The 20,102-nt window shown below is 35.1% G+C and carries 22 protein-coding genes and 2 rRNA genes (1 of these 24 only partly in view); 6 read left to right on the top strand and 18 right to left on the bottom strand.

Features of this window, described 5'->3' with window-relative positions; genetic code table 11:
* The first annotated feature begins 90 nt into the window (after positions 1 to 90).
* The 3 genes from ACQUQZ_RS19305 (at position 91) to ACQUQZ_RS19315 (ending at position 2,491) form a co-directional block, all read left to right on the top strand.
* Positions 91 to 933 (top strand): FKBP-type peptidyl-prolyl cis-trans isomerase, encoded by an 843-nt coding sequence (locus tag ACQUQZ_RS19305; RefSeq protein ID WP_435356728.1) that lies wholly within the window; start codon positions 91 to 93, stop codon positions 931 to 933.
* A gap of 17 nt (positions 934 to 950) precedes the next feature.
* Positions 951 to 1,811: an FKBP-type peptidyl-prolyl cis-trans isomerase gene (locus ACQUQZ_RS19310; protein WP_435356729.1), complete on the top strand. Its 861-nt coding sequence runs from the start codon at positions 951 to 953 to the stop codon at positions 1,809 to 1,811.
* A gap of 125 nt (positions 1,812 to 1,936) precedes the next feature.
* A complete protein-coding gene (locus ACQUQZ_RS19315; RefSeq protein WP_435356730.1) occupies positions 1,937 to 2,491 on the top strand; it encodes a hypothetical protein in 555 nt (184 codons plus the stop codon).
* Between the two features lie 64 nt (positions 2,492 to 2,555).
* On the opposite strand, the gene ACQUQZ_RS19320 is transcribed toward ACQUQZ_RS19315, so the two are convergent.
* The 12 genes from ACQUQZ_RS19320 to ACQUQZ_RS19375 form a co-directional block, all read right to left on the bottom strand.
* Positions 2,556 to 3,773, bottom strand: a complete 1,218-nt coding sequence (locus ACQUQZ_RS19320) for an OmpA family protein (protein WP_435356731.1) — start codon at positions 3,771 to 3,773, stop codon at positions 2,556 to 2,558.
* Between the two features lie 271 nt (positions 3,774 to 4,044).
* Positions 4,045 to 4,425 (bottom strand): DoxX family protein, encoded by a 381-nt coding sequence (locus tag ACQUQZ_RS19325; RefSeq protein ID WP_435356732.1) that lies wholly within the window; start codon positions 4,423 to 4,425, stop codon positions 4,045 to 4,047.
* Between the two features lie 52 nt (positions 4,426 to 4,477).
* On the bottom strand, positions 4,478 to 4,972 hold the full coding sequence (locus ACQUQZ_RS19330; RefSeq protein WP_435356733.1) for a GyrI-like domain-containing protein: 495 nt from the start codon (positions 4,970 to 4,972) through the stop codon (positions 4,478 to 4,480).
* Between the two features lie 322 nt (positions 4,973 to 5,294).
* Positions 5,295 to 5,735 carry an NAD(+)--rifampin ADP-ribosyltransferase gene (arr, locus tag ACQUQZ_RS19335; RefSeq protein WP_435356734.1) on the bottom strand — a complete coding sequence of 147 codons (441 nt, stop codon included), beginning with the start codon at positions 5,733 to 5,735 and terminating at the stop codon, positions 5,295 to 5,297.
* Positions 5,736 to 5,814: 79 nt separating this feature from the next.
* Positions 5,815 to 7,050 (bottom strand): RNA polymerase sigma factor, encoded by a 1,236-nt coding sequence (locus ACQUQZ_RS19340; protein WP_435356735.1) that lies wholly within the window; start codon positions 7,048 to 7,050, stop codon positions 5,815 to 5,817.
* A 49-nt stretch (positions 7,051 to 7,099) separates the two neighbouring features.
* Positions 7,100 to 7,453 carry a YciI family protein gene (locus tag ACQUQZ_RS19345; RefSeq protein WP_435356736.1) on the bottom strand — a complete coding sequence of 118 codons (354 nt, stop codon included), beginning with the start codon at positions 7,451 to 7,453 and terminating at the stop codon, positions 7,100 to 7,102.
* 106 nt (positions 7,454 to 7,559) lie between these two features.
* Complete coding sequence (locus ACQUQZ_RS19350; RefSeq protein ID WP_435356737.1) at positions 7,560 to 7,964, bottom strand: glyoxalase/bleomycin resistance/extradiol dioxygenase family protein; 405 nt, start codon at positions 7,962 to 7,964, stop codon at positions 7,560 to 7,562.
* Positions 7,965 to 7,979: 15 nt separating this feature from the next.
* Entirely contained in the window at positions 7,980 to 8,357 is a 378-nt protein-coding gene (locus ACQUQZ_RS19355) for a VOC family protein (RefSeq protein WP_435356738.1), read from the bottom strand.
* Positions 8,358 to 8,371: 14 nt separating this feature from the next.
* Positions 8,372 to 8,797 carry a VOC family protein gene (locus ACQUQZ_RS19360; RefSeq protein WP_435356739.1) on the bottom strand — a complete coding sequence of 142 codons (426 nt, stop codon included), beginning with the start codon at positions 8,795 to 8,797 and terminating at the stop codon, positions 8,372 to 8,374.
* Positions 8,794 to 9,171, bottom strand: coding sequence for an iron chaperone (locus tag ACQUQZ_RS19365; RefSeq protein WP_435356740.1), 378 nt, complete (start codon positions 9,169 to 9,171; stop codon positions 8,794 to 8,796). The genes ACQUQZ_RS19360 and ACQUQZ_RS19365 overlap by 4 nt, the downstream gene beginning before the upstream one ends.
* 14 nt (positions 9,172 to 9,185) lie before the next feature.
* Positions 9,186 to 9,602, bottom strand: a complete 417-nt coding sequence (locus tag ACQUQZ_RS19370; protein ID WP_435356741.1) for a VOC family protein — start codon at positions 9,600 to 9,602, stop codon at positions 9,186 to 9,188.
* A gap of 14 nt (positions 9,603 to 9,616) precedes the next feature.
* A complete protein-coding gene (locus ACQUQZ_RS19375) occupies positions 9,617 to 10,045 on the bottom strand; it encodes an SRPBCC family protein (protein WP_435356742.1) in 429 nt (142 codons plus the stop codon).
* A 345-nt stretch (positions 10,046 to 10,390) separates the two neighbouring features.
* Between ACQUQZ_RS19375 and ACQUQZ_RS19380 the strand changes: the two genes are divergently transcribed.
* Positions 10,391 to 11,368 (top strand): GlxA family transcriptional regulator, encoded by a 978-nt coding sequence (locus tag ACQUQZ_RS19380; protein ID WP_435356743.1) that lies wholly within the window; start codon positions 10,391 to 10,393, stop codon positions 11,366 to 11,368.
* Between the two features lie 6 nt (positions 11,369 to 11,374).
* The gene (locus ACQUQZ_RS19385) at positions 11,375 to 11,821 is read left to right on the top strand and encodes a DUF1440 domain-containing protein (RefSeq protein ID WP_435356744.1); all 447 of its coding nucleotides are present in this window, start codon (positions 11,375 to 11,377) and stop codon (positions 11,819 to 11,821) included.
* A 33-nt stretch (positions 11,822 to 11,854) separates the two neighbouring features.
* Here the strand turns inward: ACQUQZ_RS19385 and ACQUQZ_RS19390 are convergent, their stop codons facing one another.
* Complete coding sequence (locus ACQUQZ_RS19390) at positions 11,855 to 12,664, bottom strand: sugar phosphate isomerase/epimerase family protein (protein ID WP_435356745.1); 810 nt, start codon at positions 12,662 to 12,664, stop codon at positions 11,855 to 11,857.
* 372 nt (positions 12,665 to 13,036) lie between these two features.
* Between ACQUQZ_RS19390 and ACQUQZ_RS19395 the strand changes: the two genes are divergently transcribed.
* Positions 13,037 to 13,603 (top strand): cupin domain-containing protein, encoded by a 567-nt coding sequence (locus ACQUQZ_RS19395; protein WP_435356746.1) that lies wholly within the window; start codon positions 13,037 to 13,039, stop codon positions 13,601 to 13,603.
* An 8-nt stretch (positions 13,604 to 13,611) separates the two neighbouring features.
* Here ACQUQZ_RS19395 and ACQUQZ_RS19400 read toward each other — a convergent pair whose 3' ends face one another.
* The 5 genes from ACQUQZ_RS19400 to ACQUQZ_RS19420 all read right to left on the bottom strand — a co-directional run.
* Positions 13,612 to 14,016 carry a winged helix-turn-helix transcriptional regulator gene (locus ACQUQZ_RS19400; RefSeq protein WP_435356747.1) on the bottom strand — a complete coding sequence of 135 codons (405 nt, stop codon included), beginning with the start codon at positions 14,014 to 14,016 and terminating at the stop codon, positions 13,612 to 13,614.
* A 246-nt stretch (positions 14,017 to 14,262) separates the two neighbouring features.
* A complete protein-coding gene (locus tag ACQUQZ_RS19405; protein ID WP_435356748.1) occupies positions 14,263 to 16,518 on the bottom strand; it encodes an LruC domain-containing protein in 2,256 nt (751 codons plus the stop codon).
* Between the two features lie 376 nt (positions 16,519 to 16,894).
* On the bottom strand, positions 16,895 to 18,976 hold the full coding sequence (locus tag ACQUQZ_RS19410) for a PQQ-binding-like beta-propeller repeat protein (protein ID WP_435356749.1): 2,082 nt from the start codon (positions 18,974 to 18,976) through the stop codon (positions 16,895 to 16,897).
* A gap of 278 nt (positions 18,977 to 19,254) precedes the next feature.
* Positions 19,255 to 19,366, bottom strand: a 5S ribosomal RNA gene (gene rrf, locus ACQUQZ_RS19415).
* Between the two features lie 123 nt (positions 19,367 to 19,489).
* A 23S ribosomal RNA gene (locus tag ACQUQZ_RS19420) occupies positions 19,490 to 20,102 on the bottom strand; it runs 2,208 nt beyond the window's last position.

Genomic DNA, 20,102 nt, shown 5'->3' on the forward strand with positions numbered 1-20,102 from the left:
TTAATAGATTTCTATTCATGATTTGAACATAAACATTTTACCCCAACCTTTTATCAAAAAAAGAATTTTTAAATTAATCAATCAATTTCAATGACAAATTTTTTAAAAACTACACTCAGTGTAGTAGTAGCAACAAGTTTGCTTTTTTCTTGCGACCAATTTAAAGTGACTCAAGACCCAGATGGATCGAAATACCAAATCCATACCGAAGGAAAAGGTAAAAAAGTAAAAATGGGTGATATGATCACCTTTGATTTGGTAATCAAAGCTCCAAACGACTCTACTTTTGAAAACACCTACAAACGCCATCAACCAGTTGTTTTGGTAGCTCAGAAAGGTACTTACAAAGGCTCTTTTGAAAATGCTTTGATGCACCTAACCGAAGGAGATAGTGCCACAGTTTTTGTAAATTCTGATTCTCTTTTTGCAAGAGTACAACAACCGCTTCCTCCTGGTGTAGCCAAAGGTTCGGATATGAAATTTATTGTAAAAATACAATCAATTCAAACACGTGAAGATTTCCAAAAAGCACAAGATGCTAAAAAAGGGAATGAGGCAAAATTAATGGAAGAATTTGCTAAGAAAAACTTCCCAACTGCAACAAAAACACAATATGGCATGTATCGTGTCGTTGTTAAAGAAGGTGCTGGTGAGTTGCTTAAAGCAGGTAGTACAGCTAAAGTACACTATACTGGCAAATTAATGAACGGGAAAGTATTTGATAGCTCAATTGGTAAAGATCCATTTGAACTCACTGTTGGACAAGGAGCTGTTATTCCGGGTTGGGAACAAGCATTGGCTATGATGAAAAAAGGTGAAAAAAGTATCTTTTTTATTCCATCAAGTTTGGCTTATGGCGAACAAGGTGCAGGTGGCATCATTGAACCTTTCAGTCCATTGATTTTTGAAATGGAAATTGTAGATGTAAAATAAATAGCTTAAAAAAACAAATGAAAAAAATTGCGTTATTATTGATTTTAGGAGTATCCCTTTTTGGTGTTTCTTGTAGTAAATTTCTTGAAAATGACATTGATCAAACAGCAAAAAAAGATGAACAAGATATTCTTGATTACATCAGTAAAAACAATTTACAAATGATTAAGACCCAAACAGGTCTTCGTTATGTAATTACTCGCAACAACATCAATGGAAGAGACGTTCAGATTGGAGATGAGGTATCGCTTCACTATGTAGTTTCTTTATTGAGTGGAATTAGAGTTGACAGTACATCAAGATTGAAAAATGAACCACTAAAATTTCCTTATGGTGGATTATCAATTATTCAAGGTTTGGCCGAGGCAATTAGCTTACTAAAAGATGGAGAAAAAGGTACTTTTATTATTCCATCTATCTTAGCTTTCGGAACGCAATCGAGTGCAAATATTCCGGCTAATTCTGTTTTGAAAGTAGATTTGGAAGCAGTTAAATATCGTTCTGAAGAACAACAAATGGACGATTATATCAAAGCAACCAAACTACCTATTACTGAAACAACTGCCTCTGGTTTACGATTTATCAGAACTGTGACCACCAACGGAACACAGTTGAAAGCTGGTTTGTTAGCCACTGTAAAATATACAGGCTATTTGGTAAGTAATGGTAGTCAATTTGATACAGGGCAACTAGATGTAGCTTTAGGCGATGGTGCGGTTGTAAAAGGTTTTGAAGAAGGTCTTTTAAAAATGAAAGTAGGCGAAAAAGCTACTTTAGTTTTTCCATCAGCCATTGGATATTCAAAAAATGGAAGTGGTAGCAAAATTCCACCTTATGCACCACTTATATTTAATGTTGAAGTTGTAAGTGCAAAATAAAATCTTCATTTTTTTGCGACAAGAACACTCAAAGCCTCTGAACTTTTCGGAGGCTTTGGCGTTTAATGAGTATCAGTACAGACCTAATCACTGTTATTTGACGATTAACAAAACTTTATTAAAAAATGCCTAAAGTATCAAAAGAACTCGAAAAAGCGATTTTGAGCCTACCATCAAAAGACAAAGACAAGTTGTTGATGAAACTTGTAGCGAAAAGCGAGCTATTGATTCAACAACTAACTTTTCAATTATTAGAAGATGAGTCTGATTTAAAACAAAAGCGAGAAGAAATCAAAAATAGCATTCTGAAAGTTTCAAAAATGTACCATGATACCGCAGGTTGGATGATGATGGACATGCGAGATTTGAATGGGCGTATCACGAATCATGTAAAAGTAACAAAAGATAAATATGGAGAAGTTGAGCTAACACTCTTTCTATTGAATACTTTTTTTGATAATCAAATCACTCATTTAGAACACTATACAGGAAAAACAGATACAATTTCGTTATATATTGCGAAGCGAACTGAGTTTGTTTTGAATAAATTACCCAAATTACATGAAGATTATTATGTTGAATTTGAACGTGATATGAATAAATTACTCGAAAGAGTTCATAGATATTGTCCTGCTTATTACGCTCGACAGATGAATCTCCCTAAAAGTTGGGAATACTAAAAAGCCCCACCTGCGTTATGTCACAGATGAGGCTCACTTTTTTACATTTTGGGTCAACGAGGAGTTATTTTTTCGTAACTCTCACAGCAATTCGGCGGTTTTGAGCTCTACCTTCTTCGGTATCGTTTGTTGCAACTGGATGTTGCGAACCATATCCTTCAGAAGTTAAACGGGTACCATCAATTCCCATACTTAACAAAGCCTTCCTTACATTTGCAGCACGGTCGGCTGAGAGTTTCATATTGAGTTCTTCTTGGCCAACATTATCAGTATATCCTCCAATTCTTAAATTGATTGGATATGCTTTCATAATTTCAGCAATATTTTTAACTTCCTGCATGGAGGTTGAGTCAATCTTTGCACTACCTGTTTCAAATCTCAAATAACGGAAATTGAACCATATGGTTTTATCAATTGCTTTCGATGAGTCTTCAATAAACTCAATCAATTCATTTTCAATACTTTTTTCATCAAAACTCAATTTAGCACCTGTAGAAAGTATCTTGTTCACAACTCCAACAGATGGAAGAACGACGCTATCTGCTTTTATAGAATTTATAGAAGTAGTATCTGCATTTGGTGTGCTAATCATTTCTGAAACCATATTTCGACAGCTTTGCCAATAATATAAAGCTCCCAATAATAGACAGCCTACTAATACCCATGAAAGCCAAGATTTCCCTTCCTTTGGCTCTTCTGTTATATCATCAAGTGCTGTATTTTGGGTTTGCCCCAAAAAATCGCCTAAATTATCTTCATTTAAAACCTTACTAATTTCAGTAGGAAGCATTGCCGTTACTGAATTTTTTTGGCTTATTAAAAATTTTGCTAATTTCGAAACACCCATCCTTTGTGAGTTAATTTCTTTGCCCAGTACACTCATGAAGATTGGCGTAATCATACTTAAAAGTGTTGATGCTGAGCCTGCCTTTATTCCTGATATTCCTGATATACTATTACCTAATGATGCTACTTTGTCTCCAAAAATGCTTTCTAATACGCTCGCACCTGTCGAAATAAAGTCTGAAACTGTCTCTTCATCTTCAAACAAATTAGAAAACTTTTCAAGTATTCCACCATCGTATTGATTTATTTTAATCAGGTTCTGAAGCTCAATAACACCTTGATTAGTAGAAGCCTTCTGTATCACTCCACCGAAAACTACGGGTATAGCACTCTTCAATGCTGTAGTGGTATTTTCATTTGATTCACCTAAGAAAGCACTTATCTTAGCAATAGTTGTAGCAGTAAGTTGTCGATTTACAAGACTAAGCAAGTCCATTATATTGTGTTGTTTGTTGGTTGAGAACTTCGTAATATCCAACTTTTGACTGTATTTAAAGAAAAAAGTAACAAGCAAAAAGAAAAAAACATAAAAAGCTCCAATCTTTTTAAAGAATGAAGCTTTTTAGTAATAATTTTCTTTTAATATGAGTGTATGTGAAATTTATTACAAATGATTTAAAACCTTTATAAGTTAGTTGGTTATGAATAATTTTTATTGAATCATTCCTTTACAAGGAATACATGGTTTCTCACTGAATATTATCAAATTAGAATATTTTAGTTCCTTGTAATTTGTGGTAAGTAACGTAAGAAATCAATAAAATTGCCAAAACAATCAATGGAAAAATGGTTTGTCCTCCAAAACCATCTACTGCCCAATGGCTTCCGCAAGCGAAGATAAAATCGAATACAAAACCTGCATACGCCCATTCTTTTATACGAGCTGGCACTTGTGGAATAATTAAAGAAAGGGTGCCCATTACTTTAAATACTACCAACATTGTTCCAAAATATTCAGGATAGCCTAAGTGTCTAATTCCTTCTTTTGCCAGCTCAGTTTGAGAAGTAAATGCTGGCAGTACGCCTTCAAAAAGAAAAATGAGAGTTGTTGTTACCCAAAAAATAATTTTTGTTGTTTTTGTGTTCATTTTGATTTAGGGTTTGAGGTTAATAAAATAATTAATTTAATAAAATTTGAGCTTAATCATTAAGTAAAAACACGACATCGGTTACCCAATTATCAGGATTTAGCTCTTTTTGAGGGTCGGTTATGTAAAACTCCGTTCTACTTCCCCATTTTAAACCATTTGTAAGAATCTCTTTTTTTTCTTGCAAATTATTTTTTTCTATCCAAGATTCTAATGCTATATGAGCATTAAAAAGATGACTATAATTACCAATATAAGTGATTATTGCATAAGTTCCTGTCTCAAAATATCCTCCAATGATACGTTGATTGCCTTTTATTTCATTTTGTAAAAGCACACCCACATTGACTAACAATTGGTTATTTTCTATTTGCAAATATTCAAAAAACGGCCTACCATAAGATAAAATGTTGTTATCTACCAGCCAATTAATTATTTCTGGAATAAGTTGAGGAAGAGTAACAGGAATATCTTCTCTTCTAACCTTAGCTTGGATAGCCACAAAATGAAGTTTTTCACGGTGTACTAACTTTGGTTCAGTGAGCATAAGATTACTTTTTTAGTTCAAAATTTGGCATTGAAAACCATTTAAGTTTAAAAATTCAATGATTGCTTCGGGCTCGATAGCTTCGCCTTCGACTCTTAAAATTTTGTCACAATCGTGCAAATCAAAATTTATTTTACTTTTAGGCAAACTGTTATTAAGTTGCTTTATAAGCATTTTCGATTGCTTTATTTTTATAACATTTGTTTTAAATATCTCCACCATTTTTTTAGGTTTAGAATAAAATTGTGTTCGACATCAACCAGCTATCTACCAAAAAGGCAATAAACATTCACATACTCAAAAGATCATATTCCTTTATTTATTATTCAATCGCCTCAATACCCTGTTGTTTGAGTCGTTCAAGATTCTCCTTCATTGTTTTAAGTTGTTCAGGAGCGTGCCCCTGCCATTCTGTAATTTCACCTATAACTTTAAACGGATGAAGCGAACGATATGACTTTGTTGGATTTCCTGGGAATTTTTTATCAGTCAAATTGGGGTCATCCTCAATTGGCCCTGTTGGTTCTACTATATAAATTCTTTCTGAGCCTTCGCCCAAGGCAAGTTCAGCTCCCCAAATGGCAGCCTCTAACGTGGCTGATAAATAGATATATTTTGCTTTATTTCTTTTTCCATAGTTTGAATTAAAGCCTATTTCAATCAAATCACCTTGTTTTAGATTTGCCTTTGTCCCGTGATAGAATTGCTCTGAAGCATATACCTTAGCCTTCTCCAATGAATTATCGTCACTATTATTTATCATTTGTATGAATATTTATGGTTAAATTTTAGGTTTGTTTCATCTTTCAATTCAATGGATTTCATCAGAACACCATTTACATCTATTTAATGGATAACTTATCAATTTTACTTTGAATTGTCTGTTTATCAGTCTTTGTTTTTGCCAATATTAATGCTTTTTCATAATTCATTTTTGCTTTGTTATGGTCTATCTCTCTATAAAGTTCACCGAGCAATGTAAAGTAGAAATGATTATCAGATAGATTCAATTTTTCAGCCTCAACAATGGCTAACGTATTACCATACACTTTTGATAAAATATAAGTTCGATTAAGGGCTGCAATGGGTGAATATTCAATAATTAATAATTGATTATAAAGCATCAAAACACTCTCCCATTTTTCTTTTGTATCGGTTTTTACAGTCAACCAATAGGCAATGCTCGCTTCGACATTATATTTTGAAATTTTATCTCCTTGCGATGCCTGATGCAAATAATATATACCTTGGGCTATTAATTCATTATTCCAAAGTGTTTCATCTTGCTTATCATACAAAATCACTTCTCCATTCTCGTTTTTTCGGGCTTCAAATCTTGAAGAATGAAAACACATGAGAGCAAACAAAGCATTGACCGCAGGCAAATTTGTTGATTCATTTTCGATGAGCAAATAAGTCAATCGCATTGCTTCCAAACAAAGGTCTTTACGCAATATCGTATCTTGGCTTTCTGAATAATACCCTTCATTAAAGAGCAAATACAACGTTCTCAACACAGCATCTAAGCGTTGATTGATGGCTTTTTTACTTGGAAACTCAATGGCAATTTTTTCCAAACGAAGTTTTTCTTTTGCTCTAAAAAGCCGCTTATTGATCGTTTCTTTATTGGTCAAGAAAGCGTCTGCTATCTCATCAATCCCAAATCCACAAAGAATACGAAGTGATAAACCTATTTGTGCCTCAACTGAAATCGATGGATGACATAAGGCAAACAACATTTGTAATTGGCTATCTTGGATGTTTTTTTCGGATAAATCAATTGCAATTTCTTCTGTTTCAGTATTTGAGTAATTGATTTGTTGAACAACTTTTTCTGCAAAAATCTGATTACGAGCAAGATAATTTTTAGCTTTATTTTTGGCCACCAAATAAAGCCAAGCGGTTGGATTTTCGGGGATTCCTCTGAAAGTCCATGTTTCAAGTGCTAATAGAAATGTTTCACTGGCGATGTCTTCTGCCACTTCAATATGAGCAATTCCAAAGAGTTTACAGAGAACAGTTGTTATTTTCCTGAACTCAATTCTAAATAAATGTGGTATTAATTCTTGCTGCTCCATTTTTGTAAAAAGCCTCTATAAACGCCTTTTATAGAGGCTTTTGAAACATTTATTTAGGGTTGTATTTGGCGATTTTCCTCACTTCCATGCTATTCCCTTCTCCCTGTAAAACTGGGCAACCTTTGGCAAATTCAACGGCTTCATCAACTGATTCTGCCCTCACAATAATATATCCGCCTATGGCTTCTTTGATTTCTCCAAAAGGGCCATTGGTTACAACATTATTTGGTCTGACCACTCTGGCATCTTCAAAAGACAAGCCATTACCCTGACTAACCAATTTGTTTTGGGCAGCAATGCCACCTAACCAATCCATTGTTTGTTTCATCCAAATTTGCATTTGTTCTGGTGAAACCAATGCTTTACCATCTGGGTGTCGCATAATTAATACGAATTCGTCCATTTTTTTGAATTTTATTGTTATTAAATAATAAATTTTACCCAATAACAAATGAGATAGAAACAATTGGACATCAAGGAAGAAAAAAATTGGGCTGTTACAAATAAATTTATTCTTGTCGAAATTTACTTAAATCCATATAGATTATATCCCACGTATGTCCATCAAAGTCTTCAATTTTTCTAATTTGCATAAACCCTTCATCTATCATCGGAATTGGCTCTGTGCCACCCGCTTTTAATCCATTGTCAACGATTTCATTAACGACATCAAGGCTTTCAACCGGAAGGGTAAAATATGCATCTATCTTATTTTTTTTACCTAAAATCGGCTTTCTGCTATACGTTTTGAATTTTTCTTGTGCGATAAGCATCACATAAATCTGTTCGCTCCAGACCATACATTTTTGATGTTCATCTGAGAACAGGGTTTTGTTTGAAAACCCTAATTGTGTGTAGAAATCCATTGATTTTTCCACATTTTCAACAGGTAAGTTGATAAATATTTGTTTCATCTTCAAAAGTATCGCTTAAGCTGCATTTTCATCCACTTCAAAAATGCCAAAAGTATTATTATCTAAATCTACAAAATACCCTTGCCAACAACGTCCTGAAATAGCAAATTTTGGCATAGCAATTTCACCTCCATTTACGAGTATTGACTCGCTTATTTTATCAAAATTAGCAACTTGAATGGAGCATACATAAGCATTTGTACCACTTGCTGGTGGTGGCAATGGTGCTAGTCTTTGCAAAAGTCCACCGTTGATACTATTTGTTTCTATTCTGTAATATTCGATTGGTACAGACGGCTCTTTAAAAAACTTCCAACCAAATACTGCTTCATAAAACTTAATATCTCTCACAGGAACTGATGATTGTATTTCAAAATACCCAATTGTATTCATGGTTTTAAAATATTTTATGCGTTTTTCAATGCTTCAATATCAAATTTTTTCATAGACATAAACGCATTCATGGTACGCTCCGCTTTAGTGCGGTCGCTCATCAATTCAGCTAACATTGACGGAACAACTTGCCATGAAACACCAAACTTGTCTTTCAACCATCCACATCTACCTTCTTGTCCACCATCTGCTGTAAGTTTTTCCCAGTAATAATCAATTTCTTCTTGTGTATCACAATTGATCACAAATGAAACAGCCTCGTTGAACTTGTATTGAGGGCCACCATTTAAACCCATAAATTTACTACCATTCAATTCAAATGTGACAACCATCGGCGATACCGAAGTAATTTTTGAATCTTTAAAAACTGAACAATAGAACTCGGCTGCTGTTTTGGCTTGTCCATCAAACCACAAACATGTTACCATTGGTTTTGTCATTTCTTTTTTGTTTTAGTAAGAGCCTTTACCGTATTTTCTTCAATCTTAAATTTCACAATTTTGGTAATTAATTCAACCGGCAAAGGCTTATCAAGCGGCAATTGAATAGCCCCTTTTGAAGTTTTATAAGCCTTTAATTCTTCTTTGAAAAAAACAATGGGTGTTGATGATGGATAAAACCCTATATGATTTTTGTATCCAGCATACCAGACCAACATTCCATTCTGCTTAAAAGCAGGCATTTGATAACTGATTACCTCTTCTGCTTCGGGAACGATTTCTTTAATTATTTGGCGTAATTGCTGCAAAACCGGTCTTATATTTTCTGGTTGAGTGTCAATATAGCTGTCAGTATCTTTTACAGAGTTTTCCATAAGAATCATAGGTTTTATTGTTGAGTTTTATCAAATTGCAATAACCACAAATTACCAAATTTATCTGTTAAACCACCAAACAATGCTCCCCAAAAAGTATTTTCCAAAGGGTGGGTGGCTTTTCCACCAGTTGATAGTTTTTCATAGAAAGTTTTTATTTCTTGTTCATTGCTACAATTGAGCATTAAAGAAACATTATTTCCTATGGTAAGTCCATTTTCGCCAACCATATCGGAAGCCATGATTACCAAAGCTCCTTTGGTTAATGTTGCATGTAAAATACAATCTTTCATTGGTAGTGGCATTTGTTCTGCCAACGGTGACTCGCCAATGGTTTGCAGAAAAAGCTCACCACCCAAACATTCTTTATAAAATGTCATTGCATCACGACAATTGCCATTAAATGTTAAATATGTATTTATTTGTGTCATTTTCTATCAAAAATTTACAAAGAAGATTCTACATATTTTTTGAAATTATTCAAAATCGCCTGCCACCCTGCTTGTTGTAGTTCTATTGAATTAGTAGCTTCAGCTTCAAAAGACTCTGTCACTTCTGTTGAGCCTCCTTCACTTATAAAAGCGATTGCCACCTTTCTTCCATCCTCCATTGTATAAACTATTGATTTATTTTCTTCTACTTCTTCGTATAAACCTATAAAATCAAATCCAAAACTACCATCTTTGGCTTCCATTCTTGAGAGAAATTTACCGCCAACACGCAAATCATTTTCAGCATGAGGTGTGTGCCAGTCATCAGAGGCATTATTCCATTGAGTAACATGTTCAGGAGAAGTCCAACATTCCCAAACTTTTGCTACAGGAGCATTGACTGTGGTTTCTACCGTAATAATTGTTTTTTCTACTGTTGCCATTTTAATTGCAATTTTATTGGTTGAAAATAAACTTTGTTTTACGATACAAATGTATGCTACTTATTTATAAATGAAAATGTGTAATTACGACTATTTAAGGGGTTGATTACGACAGGAAGTTTTTTTATCTTTGTTGAATAAAGTTCTCAATAAGCTGTTAGCGATTCGCTTTTAGCCATTAGCTTTAAAATCATATTATTTTTTAGATTTCTAGCGAAGTCAATTGCATATTTTACTACCTAGTATAGCGTTAAAAAAATATGAAAAAACTTTTTTCAGAGCTAATTGCTAAAAGCTAACCGCTTAAGGCATTACTTTAATTCTAAAATCAAACCAACTATATTAATGAAGCATGTATCTATTCTTGTCCCTGAAACTGCTGTGATTGAGGCCATAGCCGATCCTAATTATATATTCAAGGCTGTCAATCAGTTTTTAGTAATGTCGGGAAAATCTGCACTATTTGATGTTCATTTGGTTGGGCTTTCCAAGGAAATAAAGTTAGAAAATAGCTTATTTTCTGTGCATACTGATAGGCTATTAAAAGAAGTTGAAAGCACAGACCTAATTTTTATACCTGCCCTGAGTGGCGATATGTCAACTGCCATTGAACTAAATAAAGGCTTGATTCCATGGATTGTTGACCAGCATGAAAATGGAGCAGAAGTAGCTTCGCTTTGTGTGGGAGCATTTTTATTGGCCTCAACGGGCTTATTGAATGGCAAAAAGTGTTCTACTCATTGGAATTCTGCCAATGAATTTAGAACCATGTTTCCAGCCGTTGAATTGGTTGATGGGAGTATTATTACCGAAGCACAAGGTATTTATTCGAGCGGAGGAGCCAATTCTTATTGGAATTTACTTTTGCATTTGGTCGAAAAATATACTGACCGTGAAACGGCGATTCTCGCAGCAAAATATTTTGCTATTGATATTGACCGTGAAAGTCAGTCGTCATTTATGATGTTTCAGGGGCAAAGAGAGCATTCAGACGAAGAAATTAAAAAAGCACAAGATTTTATTGAAGAAAATTTTCAAGATAAAATTACAGTCGAGCAATTGGCTGATATGCTTGCGATTGGACGCAGGAGCTTTGAACGTAGATTTAAAAAAGCCACCAACAATACCGTAATAGAATATATGCAACGTGTGAAGATTGAAGCGGCCAAGAAAAGTTTTGAATCAAGTAGAAAAAACATTAATGAAGTCATGTTTAATGTTGGCTATACCGACACTAAGGCATTCAGGGATGTATTTAAAAAAGTAACAGGCATGACTCCTATTGAATATCGAAATAAATATAACAAAAGTGTAAACCCTTAAAATTTTATGAAAAATGCTACCAACACTATCCTCAAAGCAGGATTACTTGCAGGATTTTTAGACGGTTCGGCGGCTGTCATTTTACTTGCAAAAATGAAGTTTCAGTTTCTTTTTCAATATGTGGCCAGTGGGCTTTTTGGCAAAGCTGCATTCGAGGGTGGCACACCAATGGTTATTTATGGAATTTTTATCCACTTCTCCATTGCTCTAAGTTTTGCGACTTTCTTCTTCTTTATTTTCAAAAAAATCCCTTTAAAAAATCAAAAAATCATTGTCGGTCTGCTTTATGGCATCTTTGTTTGGCTTGTGATGAACTTGGGTATTTTGCCTTTTACTAACATTCAAGCACGCACATTTACAGTAGAAGGTGTCTTGAAAAACATGGCAATATTAATGATTTGTGTCGGGCTTCCTATTTCATTGATTATTCATAAATATTATGAAATAGAATAGCTAATACACTACTTTGAGCTTTATAGAAGTGGTTTATTGCTCATAACGTTGCTTCAATAAATCCATCATATATACATTAATTTCCCATTGATTAGCCACGGGCATTTGAGTAAAAGGAATGGTTGGCATATAATTAGCAGGGCCAAACTCGGTAGTAATAGTCAGATTTGTTCTATTCTTTTTATGTGTTTCAACTACCTTATCCCACCATGTTAAATGAGCATCCAACGCTTCTTTCCATTCAGAAGCACGAGGGTCGTTCACTTGCGGTCCTTCTTGATGCCCCACTCGGCTATGAATATGGTCAGTATGAGCAATCGCCAAATCAATTGCTTCTGGTTGATCATCTAATAATGATTCATGCACATTGCACCAATGAGAAATATCAAGACAAATGCGTAAGTCAGGAATTTTGCTCAAATAAATTTGGGTAATATTTGCTGCAAAAAGGCTTTTGCCTCGATGGGTTTCATGAATGATTTTTACCCCTGTCTCCTTAGAAATTTGAGCTGCTAAATCAAAAAGCCTTTTGTTTTGCTCAAAGCTAAAATAGTCTTTACCTGTTTGGCAATTAATAAAAACAGGTTCACCTGAGATTAAATTTCTAAGATACTTTTCATAGTTTTTGGCATGTTCATCAAGGTTTTTTTCATGAGATTGCCAATATTGCCCTATCAATTCAAGGTTATTTCCTTTTAAAGTTTGAACAATTTCGCTTTTTTCTTTCGTTTCAAAAGGCAATGCCATTTCAACGCCATCATAACCAGCATTTTTTACATTTTGGCAAAAAGTATCAAAAGGCAGTGTATTTCCCCACAATGGAGCATAGAATTTGATTTTCATATTCTTTATAATTTATTGCACAAACTACGTAGAAATTCAAGGCAAAGCAAATGCCAAATATTGATTTCCTGATAGGTGGTATGTAAAACTTATTCAGACGGTGGATTGAATAAAAAACCAAAATACTGTTATGATTATAGAAAATGGGGAGTTGTTTAGTCGTAAGAATTTAGAACGAGTAAAATATTATTCCTTCGGGATTCAAACGCTACGTTTATAAATGTTTTCTATAATCATATCATTCATTCAGGATTCTTTTGCATTTGCCTTATTTATTTCAGCAATCGTAAAAATTCCTCTACTTACAAAAAGGTAAGTAGAGGAGTTTTCACTCTTATTAATCTTATAAATTTACCTTAAAAATCAACTATTATGGTATCAAGAAGAAAGCTTTTAAATACAATGGGAGTAATAAGTAGCATGTTTGTTATACCCAACTCTTTTGCAAATATTTCTCCTGAAGCAACATCAGTAGTACCCTTGCTGACCAACAGAAACAAGAAAAATTCTTATTGGTATATTGGACACTTAATGTCTTTACTAATTACCTCCAAACAAACTGGCGGTAGTTATGCTCTGCTGCGTTCAACCGAACGTAGAGGATTTGAACCACCTCCGCATACGCATACGAAAGAAGATGAGACTTTTTTAATATTAGAAGGTGAGGTAACTTATACTGTGGGTAATGAGACTTTTCAGGCAAAAGCTGGAGATGTTATGTTTTTACCAAAAAACATTCAGCACTCTTTTAAAATAGAATCAGAAATGATAGAAACATTAATCTTACTAACGCCAGGAGGGTTTGAAAACTATTTTATTGAAATGAGTGAACCTGCTAAAGAATTAGAATTACCACCATTGCCACATAGTCCACCAGATATTCCAAAACTAATAGCAACTGCTTCAAAGTATGGAGTAAAATTTTCATTACCTAAATAGCTAAATGTTTATATGATTTCAGCCATTTCATTCTCGATTGTTTCAATCGCTGATATAGGAGTCATATTCATTTCTTTATTAACTCGTTCATCTTGCACATGCAAATACCCCCATTCAACTATTGAATTAATCACTGGTATTAAACTCTTTCCAATACTTGAAAGTACATATTCTATTCGTGGAGATGGGTAAACAAAATTATTACGCTCAATCATTTTTTTCTGAACAAAAAAATCCAATTCTACCATCAATGTTTTATCTGAAATACCTGGAAGTAGATTTTTGATTTCACCGAATCTTAGGGGTTTATCCCTTAAATTCCATAGGATGCCCATTTGCCATTTACCTGAGAGAAACTGTCTGGCATGTTGAACAGGACAGCCGATAAATAATTTATTATCAGGATTCATCATAAATGTATGTTTTAATGGTGCTTACGATTAGAAAGATTTATCTTACTACAAGTAAGTAAAAAATGACGGTAGTGTATAGGTTTCGTCCTAAATTTAGTTTAAATCCTTTCACGAGTGCTATGTAAGAAGCAATCTCACGACAGTAAGAAGCGTTTAGCGGCATAGGCAGTAAGGCATTAAACAAATATGCTCTTTTCCTTCATATTGAAGAAAAAGAGCATATAAGCGTTAACTAACACATTTTTATCACTTCGCTAAATACCAATCTGTATCTTTAGTACCACCACTTGTTGCCCAACTTTCAAACTTAGGATATACACTTTTAATGTTTTTTGATTCCAACGGATAGATAAAAGATACAGGAACACTCAAGCCCCACGGCTCATTATTAACCGATTTGAACGCGTCAGTTTTTGATAGTTTACTACCTGTCACACTTTCGATGAGTGCCTTGTCTATCTTATCTGTGGCAGCATATCCCACCAAATGGACTTCACCTCTTCCGCTATTATTCAGGCTCGAATTAACAATAAACATATTTAAGTTCTGATAGGTAAAATTGTCCAAAGGTGTAGTAAACTCAATTGTAACCACTACCTCAACAGGACTGTAACTACCATTTTGAGTAGATATATTTGGTGTATCTGATGCTCCAAAGGCTTTATGTGCATCGTCAACAATCGTTGCTACTGCATACGTTTGCCCAGTTTCCACGCCATTTGAACCCAGCTTTAAAACTGAGCCAACCAAGTTTGTGCGTGAATAGTTAACTGATTTTACACTTCCTGCTGTTATACCATCCAATTGTACCGCAATAGATGCTCGCTTAGAAGCTCCTACCGAGGTCAATTTTCCTTTCAAAACTACCTTAGTTATCTTATTAGTTGAATTCTGGAACTTACTAATATTCATATCAATAACAACGTCATTCATATCATAATCACCAAGATCAGGCCAATTATCTTCAAAGGCGTATGAAAATGTACCAAGATTAATCTCTGTCACATTCTGATCAGTCGGAACAGTCCCAGCACCTTGGTCATTATTTCCGCCTGCATTACATGCTGTACCAGCGATCACAACAGTCGATTTATCATACGGCACTATACTTGCAGGACTATTTACAATATAAAATGTATTCCATTGTTCATTAGCGGTATGATCTGAGCAAGCAATCTCAAGGTTGCCAGAATAAGTGATGGCTTGATATTGGTTTTTTACATCTACCTTTTTTAACCGTGCTAATGCTATGCCCTTTTCAGGACCATTCATGTAGTTTCTGTTACTATTGAACTTAGCTGTACCTGAAACTTCCAATATAGCAGAAGATGACACGTTAAATCGTGTTCCACCCGCATCTAAAGTACCGATACTTAACATTGCCTTGTCAGCAATATTCACAATTGCATTATTAGTAGCTAGCGTTCCTATTTTGGTAAGACACACAGCTTCCAATGTGGCATTTGTAAGAGAAGCCGTTGACACTGCCAAATTTCCTTCATTACGAATCTTTGTAGATGCAGTAGTACTGGTCAATGTCTCAAATTTAGCCGTACCAAAATTTGTAAAGCTTCCATTGGAGAATGTAGCCTTGCTAGACGTCAATGTACCATAGTTTGCATATTGGGTTTCATTTGTTGTATTCAAATCTGAAAACACTGCTGTACCATAGTTTGTGAACGAACCCATTGTATTTTGGGTCAAACTATTCAGCGTTATATTTCCTTCAGTTGTAATAAAAATAGTGTTATTACTTCCCAGATTCAAGGTATAATTTTTATTTGTCCATGTCCCATCAATATAAATTTTTACATTATTTGTTCCATTATTTGCATCAATTTGACCAATAAATGTCGTCCCTAATTTAACCACATAAGATTTATTAGATTCCACAGAAATATTTCCGCTACCAATGATTGGAATTGCATCTGCAGGTACAACTATTCCCGAGACCTTCGAATCAAATGATGGAGAAAATGTATTAGCTTGCGACAAACCCGAGACTACACGCATACTACTAGCCCTGAGAACATTCGTAGAAGCATTTAGTGAAACATTCAATGAAGTGGCATTAGCTACTGCCACCATCGAAACAGAAGGAATTTTAACAGGTGAAATCTTTTTAATATATACATATTGCAGCATAGTAGGGACTGCAATTTTACCAACAAAATCCTGCCCTTTTTTAGCCATACCTGCACCTAAAAGATTGGCTTTTGCACCAAGATTTGGGTCATTATCATATAACTCTACACGATAAAAATATTGACCATCAAATTTATCATCAACAGTCACACGAACATCCATGATCTTAACTGTTGTCCATTTAAAATCTGATGGAATTGATACTCCTACTGGAAATAATTTTGGCGAAGCTATCTCTGTTGTCTTAGGAATTTCTGCTTTAAAACAGCTTGTAAGGCATAAGACAATACCCAAGCACCATAGAAAATGATAAAAATTATTTCTTTTGAACGTACTTGTAAATGGATTATTATTCATGTTATTATTATTGATAAAGTTTTTAGATTCCTATTTATTTAGCTAAATCACAAGCAAAAAATAGTCCAACTGAAGAGAGATAAAAAAAGAAGAATACTTAAATTATTAAACGGTAACATAACATTCGCTATTTACAGTACAAAGTTGTAAATAATAATGTGGATGCAGCTTAGCTTTCGATGTTTGGGTTAAATAAATGGGAAATTGACGATTTTTAACCGTTGAGGAATTAGAGGTTAAGAAGGGTAGAGCTTGAATTTCTATTTTTAAAATATGGTTTCAATGATAGCTAATAATCGTTCCACAGCTATAAGAAACGATTTCATAAAGACGAAAAGTGATTCAAAGCGATTATCTATTACTTCAACATTTTGATTTAAGGTAAGGCAAAAGCCAAGTATTTATCACCTGATTTTGCTTTTAGCTTTCCACCACCACAAGCAATTACAACATACTGTTTGCCATCCACCGCATACACACTCGGTGAGGCATAAGCAGCAGCAGGAAGTGCTACTTGCCATAAAACTTTGCCAGTTTGACGATCAATTGCACGAAATTGTTGATCTTTTGTAGCTGCAATAAATAATATCCCACCTGCTGTTACGGCAGCACCACCATAATTATCAGTCCCAGTAATCGGTATCCCTTTTGCTGTCAATTCTGGATATTCGCCCAATGGAATTTGCCAACGACGTTTGCCTGTGTTCATATCAATTGCAGTAAGTGTTCCCCACGGCGGTGTGTTAATTGGATATCCTTTACTATCATACCAGCGATTATATCCTGTGTGTATATAATCAGATTTTGATAAATTTGCTTTATCATTCATCTCAACATTAGTATTTTTACCAAATAGATAATCGACAATTGCTTTACTTTCTGCCTCTTTCAATTGTGTAAAAACTGGCATCATCCCACGGCCTTTATTCAACAGTTGAAGTGTTGAGGTTTCATTATATTTTGAATTTATTTTTTGTAAAGAGGGATAAGTACCATCTTCATTGCCTTCTCGATTTGCTCCATGACAAGACCTACAATAGTTCTGATAAAGTTGTTTCCCTGATAAAATTAGTTTTGTTTCTTGAGATTTTGGTGCTTCAATTAATGAGCTATAAACTGGATTTTCTTTGGCAGGAACATACATTATACTATTTTCATCAACAGCTGCCCCTCCCCATTGAGCTCCACCATCAGTACCAGGAAAGAATACGGTGCGATTGTTTCCTAATGGCGTAAATGGCTGTCCAGTAGTCGCTTTTCTAACTTGGCCAATGATTTCTTCACGGTTAGACGCAAATTCATTGACATCTTTTTCGGTAAAACTTTGTCGAGTAAAAGGTTCAGGAAGCAATGGAATAGGTTGTGTCGCTGATGCTTGCTCGCCATTGATTGTTGAAGATGGAAACCCTCTTTCTTCAATCGGGAAAAGTGGTTTCCCAGTAACTCTGTCAAATACAAAGGTAAACCCTTGCTTACTCAAAACTGATACAGCATCAATTTTTTGACCATTTTTAATGATAGTAAATAAATTAGGTGGTGCTGGAATATCTCGATCCCAAATATCATGATGAACCGTTTGGAAATGCCAAATTCGCTTACCTGTTGTTGCATTCAATGCCAATAAGCAATTGGCGAATAAGTTATTACCTTTTCTATTACCTCCATAAAAATCAAAAGCCGCCGAACCTGTTGGAGCATAAACAATTCCTCGTTTTTGATCAATTGCCATCCCCATCCAATTGTTAGCTCCACCTAAATTTTGATAATTTTGTTTTTCCCAAGTTCTATATCCAAATTCATTCGGTCGTGGAATTGTATGAAAAGTCCAAATTTTACGACCTGTCCTTACATCAAAAGCTCTGATATCGCCAAGCAATGCTGTCGCACTTTCAGAAACACGTGTACCCACAATCAATGTATTTTTAAATACAACCGCTGGCGTATTAGAAATAACATATTCATCGGCACCAGGGCGTTTGATACCATCAATCAGATTGATTTTCCCATTTGTCCCAAATGAAAAAATCGTTTGTCCAGTTTGGGCATTGAGGGCATATAAAAAAGCTCCATAAGCAAAGAAAACTCGAGCTTCTTTTCCATCAGTCCAATAAGTAACCCCACGGCTTGTCATGCTGAAAGTATTATCTTTCAAATTGGTTTTCCAAAGCTCACGACCTGTAGCAGCATCTAAAGCAAAAGCTTGAGAACCTGCCGAAACACCATACATTATTCCTCTGATAATCAATGGATTACACTGAATTTGTGTTGTATTTCTTATTGTATCTGCTCCACCAGAAGCATATTCCCAAGCTAATTTTAGTTGTGAAATATTTGAGGAATTTATTTGTGTAAGTTTAGAAAAATGGTTGCAATCATCCCCTCCATTATACGCTGGCCAATCTTCATTTGCAAGATTTTCTATATTAGAAACAAATAGTATAATAACAAAAATTGCCATATAAATTCGAATTAAACTTGAATTTATATGGCAATCTCTCCACAATAAAAGCTTTTTTACCTTTATCATTATGTCAATATTTAGTTATTTTTCTGAAAAATAATGAATATTTTTAATATCCAAAGCATATATTTTCTACAAAATAAATTACTTTTTACCTTTCCCCCAACTTTCCTGCTTGACACCTTCCTTAACATTTCTGTTGAATATGTTCAGAGATAATTTTGTCTTAAACGCAAAAAACCTCAGCTTTAAGGGCTGAGGTTTTTAAAATAAAATCCTGGCATCTACTTACTCTCCCGAGTATGAACTCAGTACCATCAGCGGTGCGGGGCTTAACTTCTCTGTTCGAGATGGGAAGAGGTGAACACCCGCCCAATGGACGCCATGAAGGACTGCCTATTTCGGTTAAAAACCACTAGGACTTAATATCTTTTAGTTCTTCATGTCTTAATTGGTTATTCCAATAAAACTACAATGACTTTGATAGAGAGAAATAATAAGAAAAAGTATAAAAAAGAGTCCTCGATTCATTAGTATTGCTCGGCTTAGTGTTACCACTTCTACACCTACAACCTATCAACGTAATAGTCTATTACGAATCTCAATGGAAGACTCATCTTGAGGTGGGTTTCACACTTAGATGCTTTCAGCGTTTATCCCGTCCGTACTTAGCTACTCTGCCGTGCCCTTGGCAAGACAACAGATGCACCAGCGGTACGTCCAACTCGGTCCTCTCGTACTAAAGTCAGAACCTCTCAATCTTCCTACGCCCACCACAGATAGGGACCGAACTGTCTCACGACGTTCTGAACCCAGCTCGCGTGCCACTTTAATCGGCGAACAGCCGAACCCTTGGGACCTTCTCCAGCCCCAGGATGTGACGAGCCGACATCGAGGTGCCAAACCTCCCCGTCGATGTGAGCTCTTGGGGGAGATCAGCCTGTTATCCCCGGAGTACCTTTTATCCTTTGAGCGACGGCCCTTCCATACAGAACCGCCGGATCACTATACCCATGTTTCCATCCAGCTCGACTTGTTGGTCTCACTGTCAAGCGACCTTATGCTATTGCACTCAACGCACGGTTACCAAGCGTGCTGAGGTCACCTTTGGAAGCCTCCGTTA

The organism is Emticicia sp. SJ17W-69 (genome assembly GCF_051209875.1).
Lineage (GTDB): Bacteria > Bacteroidota > Bacteroidia > Cytophagales > Spirosomataceae > Emticicia.

What these genes read in the sequence shown, in the direction of transcription:
- ACQUQZ_RS19365 (WP_435356740.1), bottom strand. Translation starts at nt 9,171, where the DNA reads ATGGAAAACTCTGTAAAAGATACTGACAGCTATATTGACACTCAACCA.
- ACQUQZ_RS19325 (WP_435356732.1), bottom strand. Translation starts at nt 4,425, where the DNA reads ATGAACACAAAAACAACAAAAATTATTTTTTGGGTAACAACAACTCTC.
- ACQUQZ_RS19350 (WP_435356737.1), bottom strand. Translation starts at nt 7,964, where the DNA reads ATGAAACAAATATTTATCAACTTACCTGTTGAAAATGTGGAAAAATCA.
- ACQUQZ_RS19400 (WP_435356747.1), bottom strand. Translation starts at nt 14,016, where the DNA reads ATGATGAATCCTGATAATAAATTATTTATCGGCTGTCCTGTTCAACAT.
- ACQUQZ_RS19305 (WP_435356728.1), top strand. Translation starts at nt 91, where the DNA reads ATGACAAATTTTTTAAAAACTACACTCAGTGTAGTAGTAGCAACAAGT.
- ACQUQZ_RS19340 (WP_435356735.1), bottom strand. Translation starts at nt 7,050, where the DNA reads ATGGAGCAGCAAGAATTAATACCACATTTATTTAGAATTGAGTTCAGG.
- ACQUQZ_RS19375 (WP_435356742.1), bottom strand. Translation starts at nt 10,045, where the DNA reads ATGGCAACAGTAGAAAAAACAATTATTACGGTAGAAACCACAGTCAAT.
- ACQUQZ_RS19380 (WP_435356743.1), top strand. Translation starts at nt 10,391, where the DNA reads ATGAAGCATGTATCTATTCTTGTCCCTGAAACTGCTGTGATTGAGGCC.
- ACQUQZ_RS19390 (WP_435356745.1), bottom strand. Translation starts at nt 12,664, where the DNA reads ATGAAAATCAAATTCTATGCTCCATTGTGGGGAAATACACTGCCTTTT.
- ACQUQZ_RS19405 (WP_435356748.1), bottom strand. Translation starts at nt 16,518, where the DNA reads ATGAATAATAATCCATTTACAAGTACGTTCAAAAGAAATAATTTTTAT.
- ACQUQZ_RS19360 (WP_435356739.1), bottom strand. Translation starts at nt 8,797, where the DNA reads ATGACAAAACCAATGGTAACATGTTTGTGGTTTGATGGACAAGCCAAA.
- ACQUQZ_RS19385 (WP_435356744.1), top strand. Translation starts at nt 11,375, where the DNA reads ATGAAAAATGCTACCAACACTATCCTCAAAGCAGGATTACTTGCAGGA.
- ACQUQZ_RS19345 (WP_435356736.1), bottom strand. Translation starts at nt 7,453, where the DNA reads ATGGACGAATTCGTATTAATTATGCGACACCCAGATGGTAAAGCATTG.
- ACQUQZ_RS19370 (WP_435356741.1), bottom strand. Translation starts at nt 9,602, where the DNA reads ATGACACAAATAAATACATATTTAACATTTAATGGCAATTGTCGTGAT.
- ACQUQZ_RS19395 (WP_435356746.1), top strand. Translation starts at nt 13,037, where the DNA reads ATGGTATCAAGAAGAAAGCTTTTAAATACAATGGGAGTAATAAGTAGC.
- ACQUQZ_RS19330 (WP_435356733.1), bottom strand. Translation starts at nt 4,972, where the DNA reads ATGCTCACTGAACCAAAGTTAGTACACCGTGAAAAACTTCATTTTGTG.
- ACQUQZ_RS19355 (WP_435356738.1), bottom strand. Translation starts at nt 8,357, where the DNA reads ATGAATACAATTGGGTATTTTGAAATACAATCATCAGTTCCTGTGAGA.
- ACQUQZ_RS19310 (WP_435356729.1), top strand. Translation starts at nt 951, where the DNA reads ATGAAAAAAATTGCGTTATTATTGATTTTAGGAGTATCCCTTTTTGGT.
- arr (WP_435356734.1), bottom strand. Translation starts at nt 5,735, where the DNA reads ATGATAAATAATAGTGACGATAATTCATTGGAGAAGGCTAAGGTATAT.
- ACQUQZ_RS19410 (WP_435356749.1), bottom strand. Translation starts at nt 18,976, where the DNA reads ATGGCAATTTTTGTTATTATACTATTTGTTTCTAATATAGAAAATCTT.
- ACQUQZ_RS19315 (WP_435356730.1), top strand. Translation starts at nt 1,937, where the DNA reads ATGCCTAAAGTATCAAAAGAACTCGAAAAAGCGATTTTGAGCCTACCA.
- ACQUQZ_RS19320 (WP_435356731.1), bottom strand. Translation starts at nt 3,773, where the DNA reads ATGGACTTGCTTAGTCTTGTAAATCGACAACTTACTGCTACAACTATT.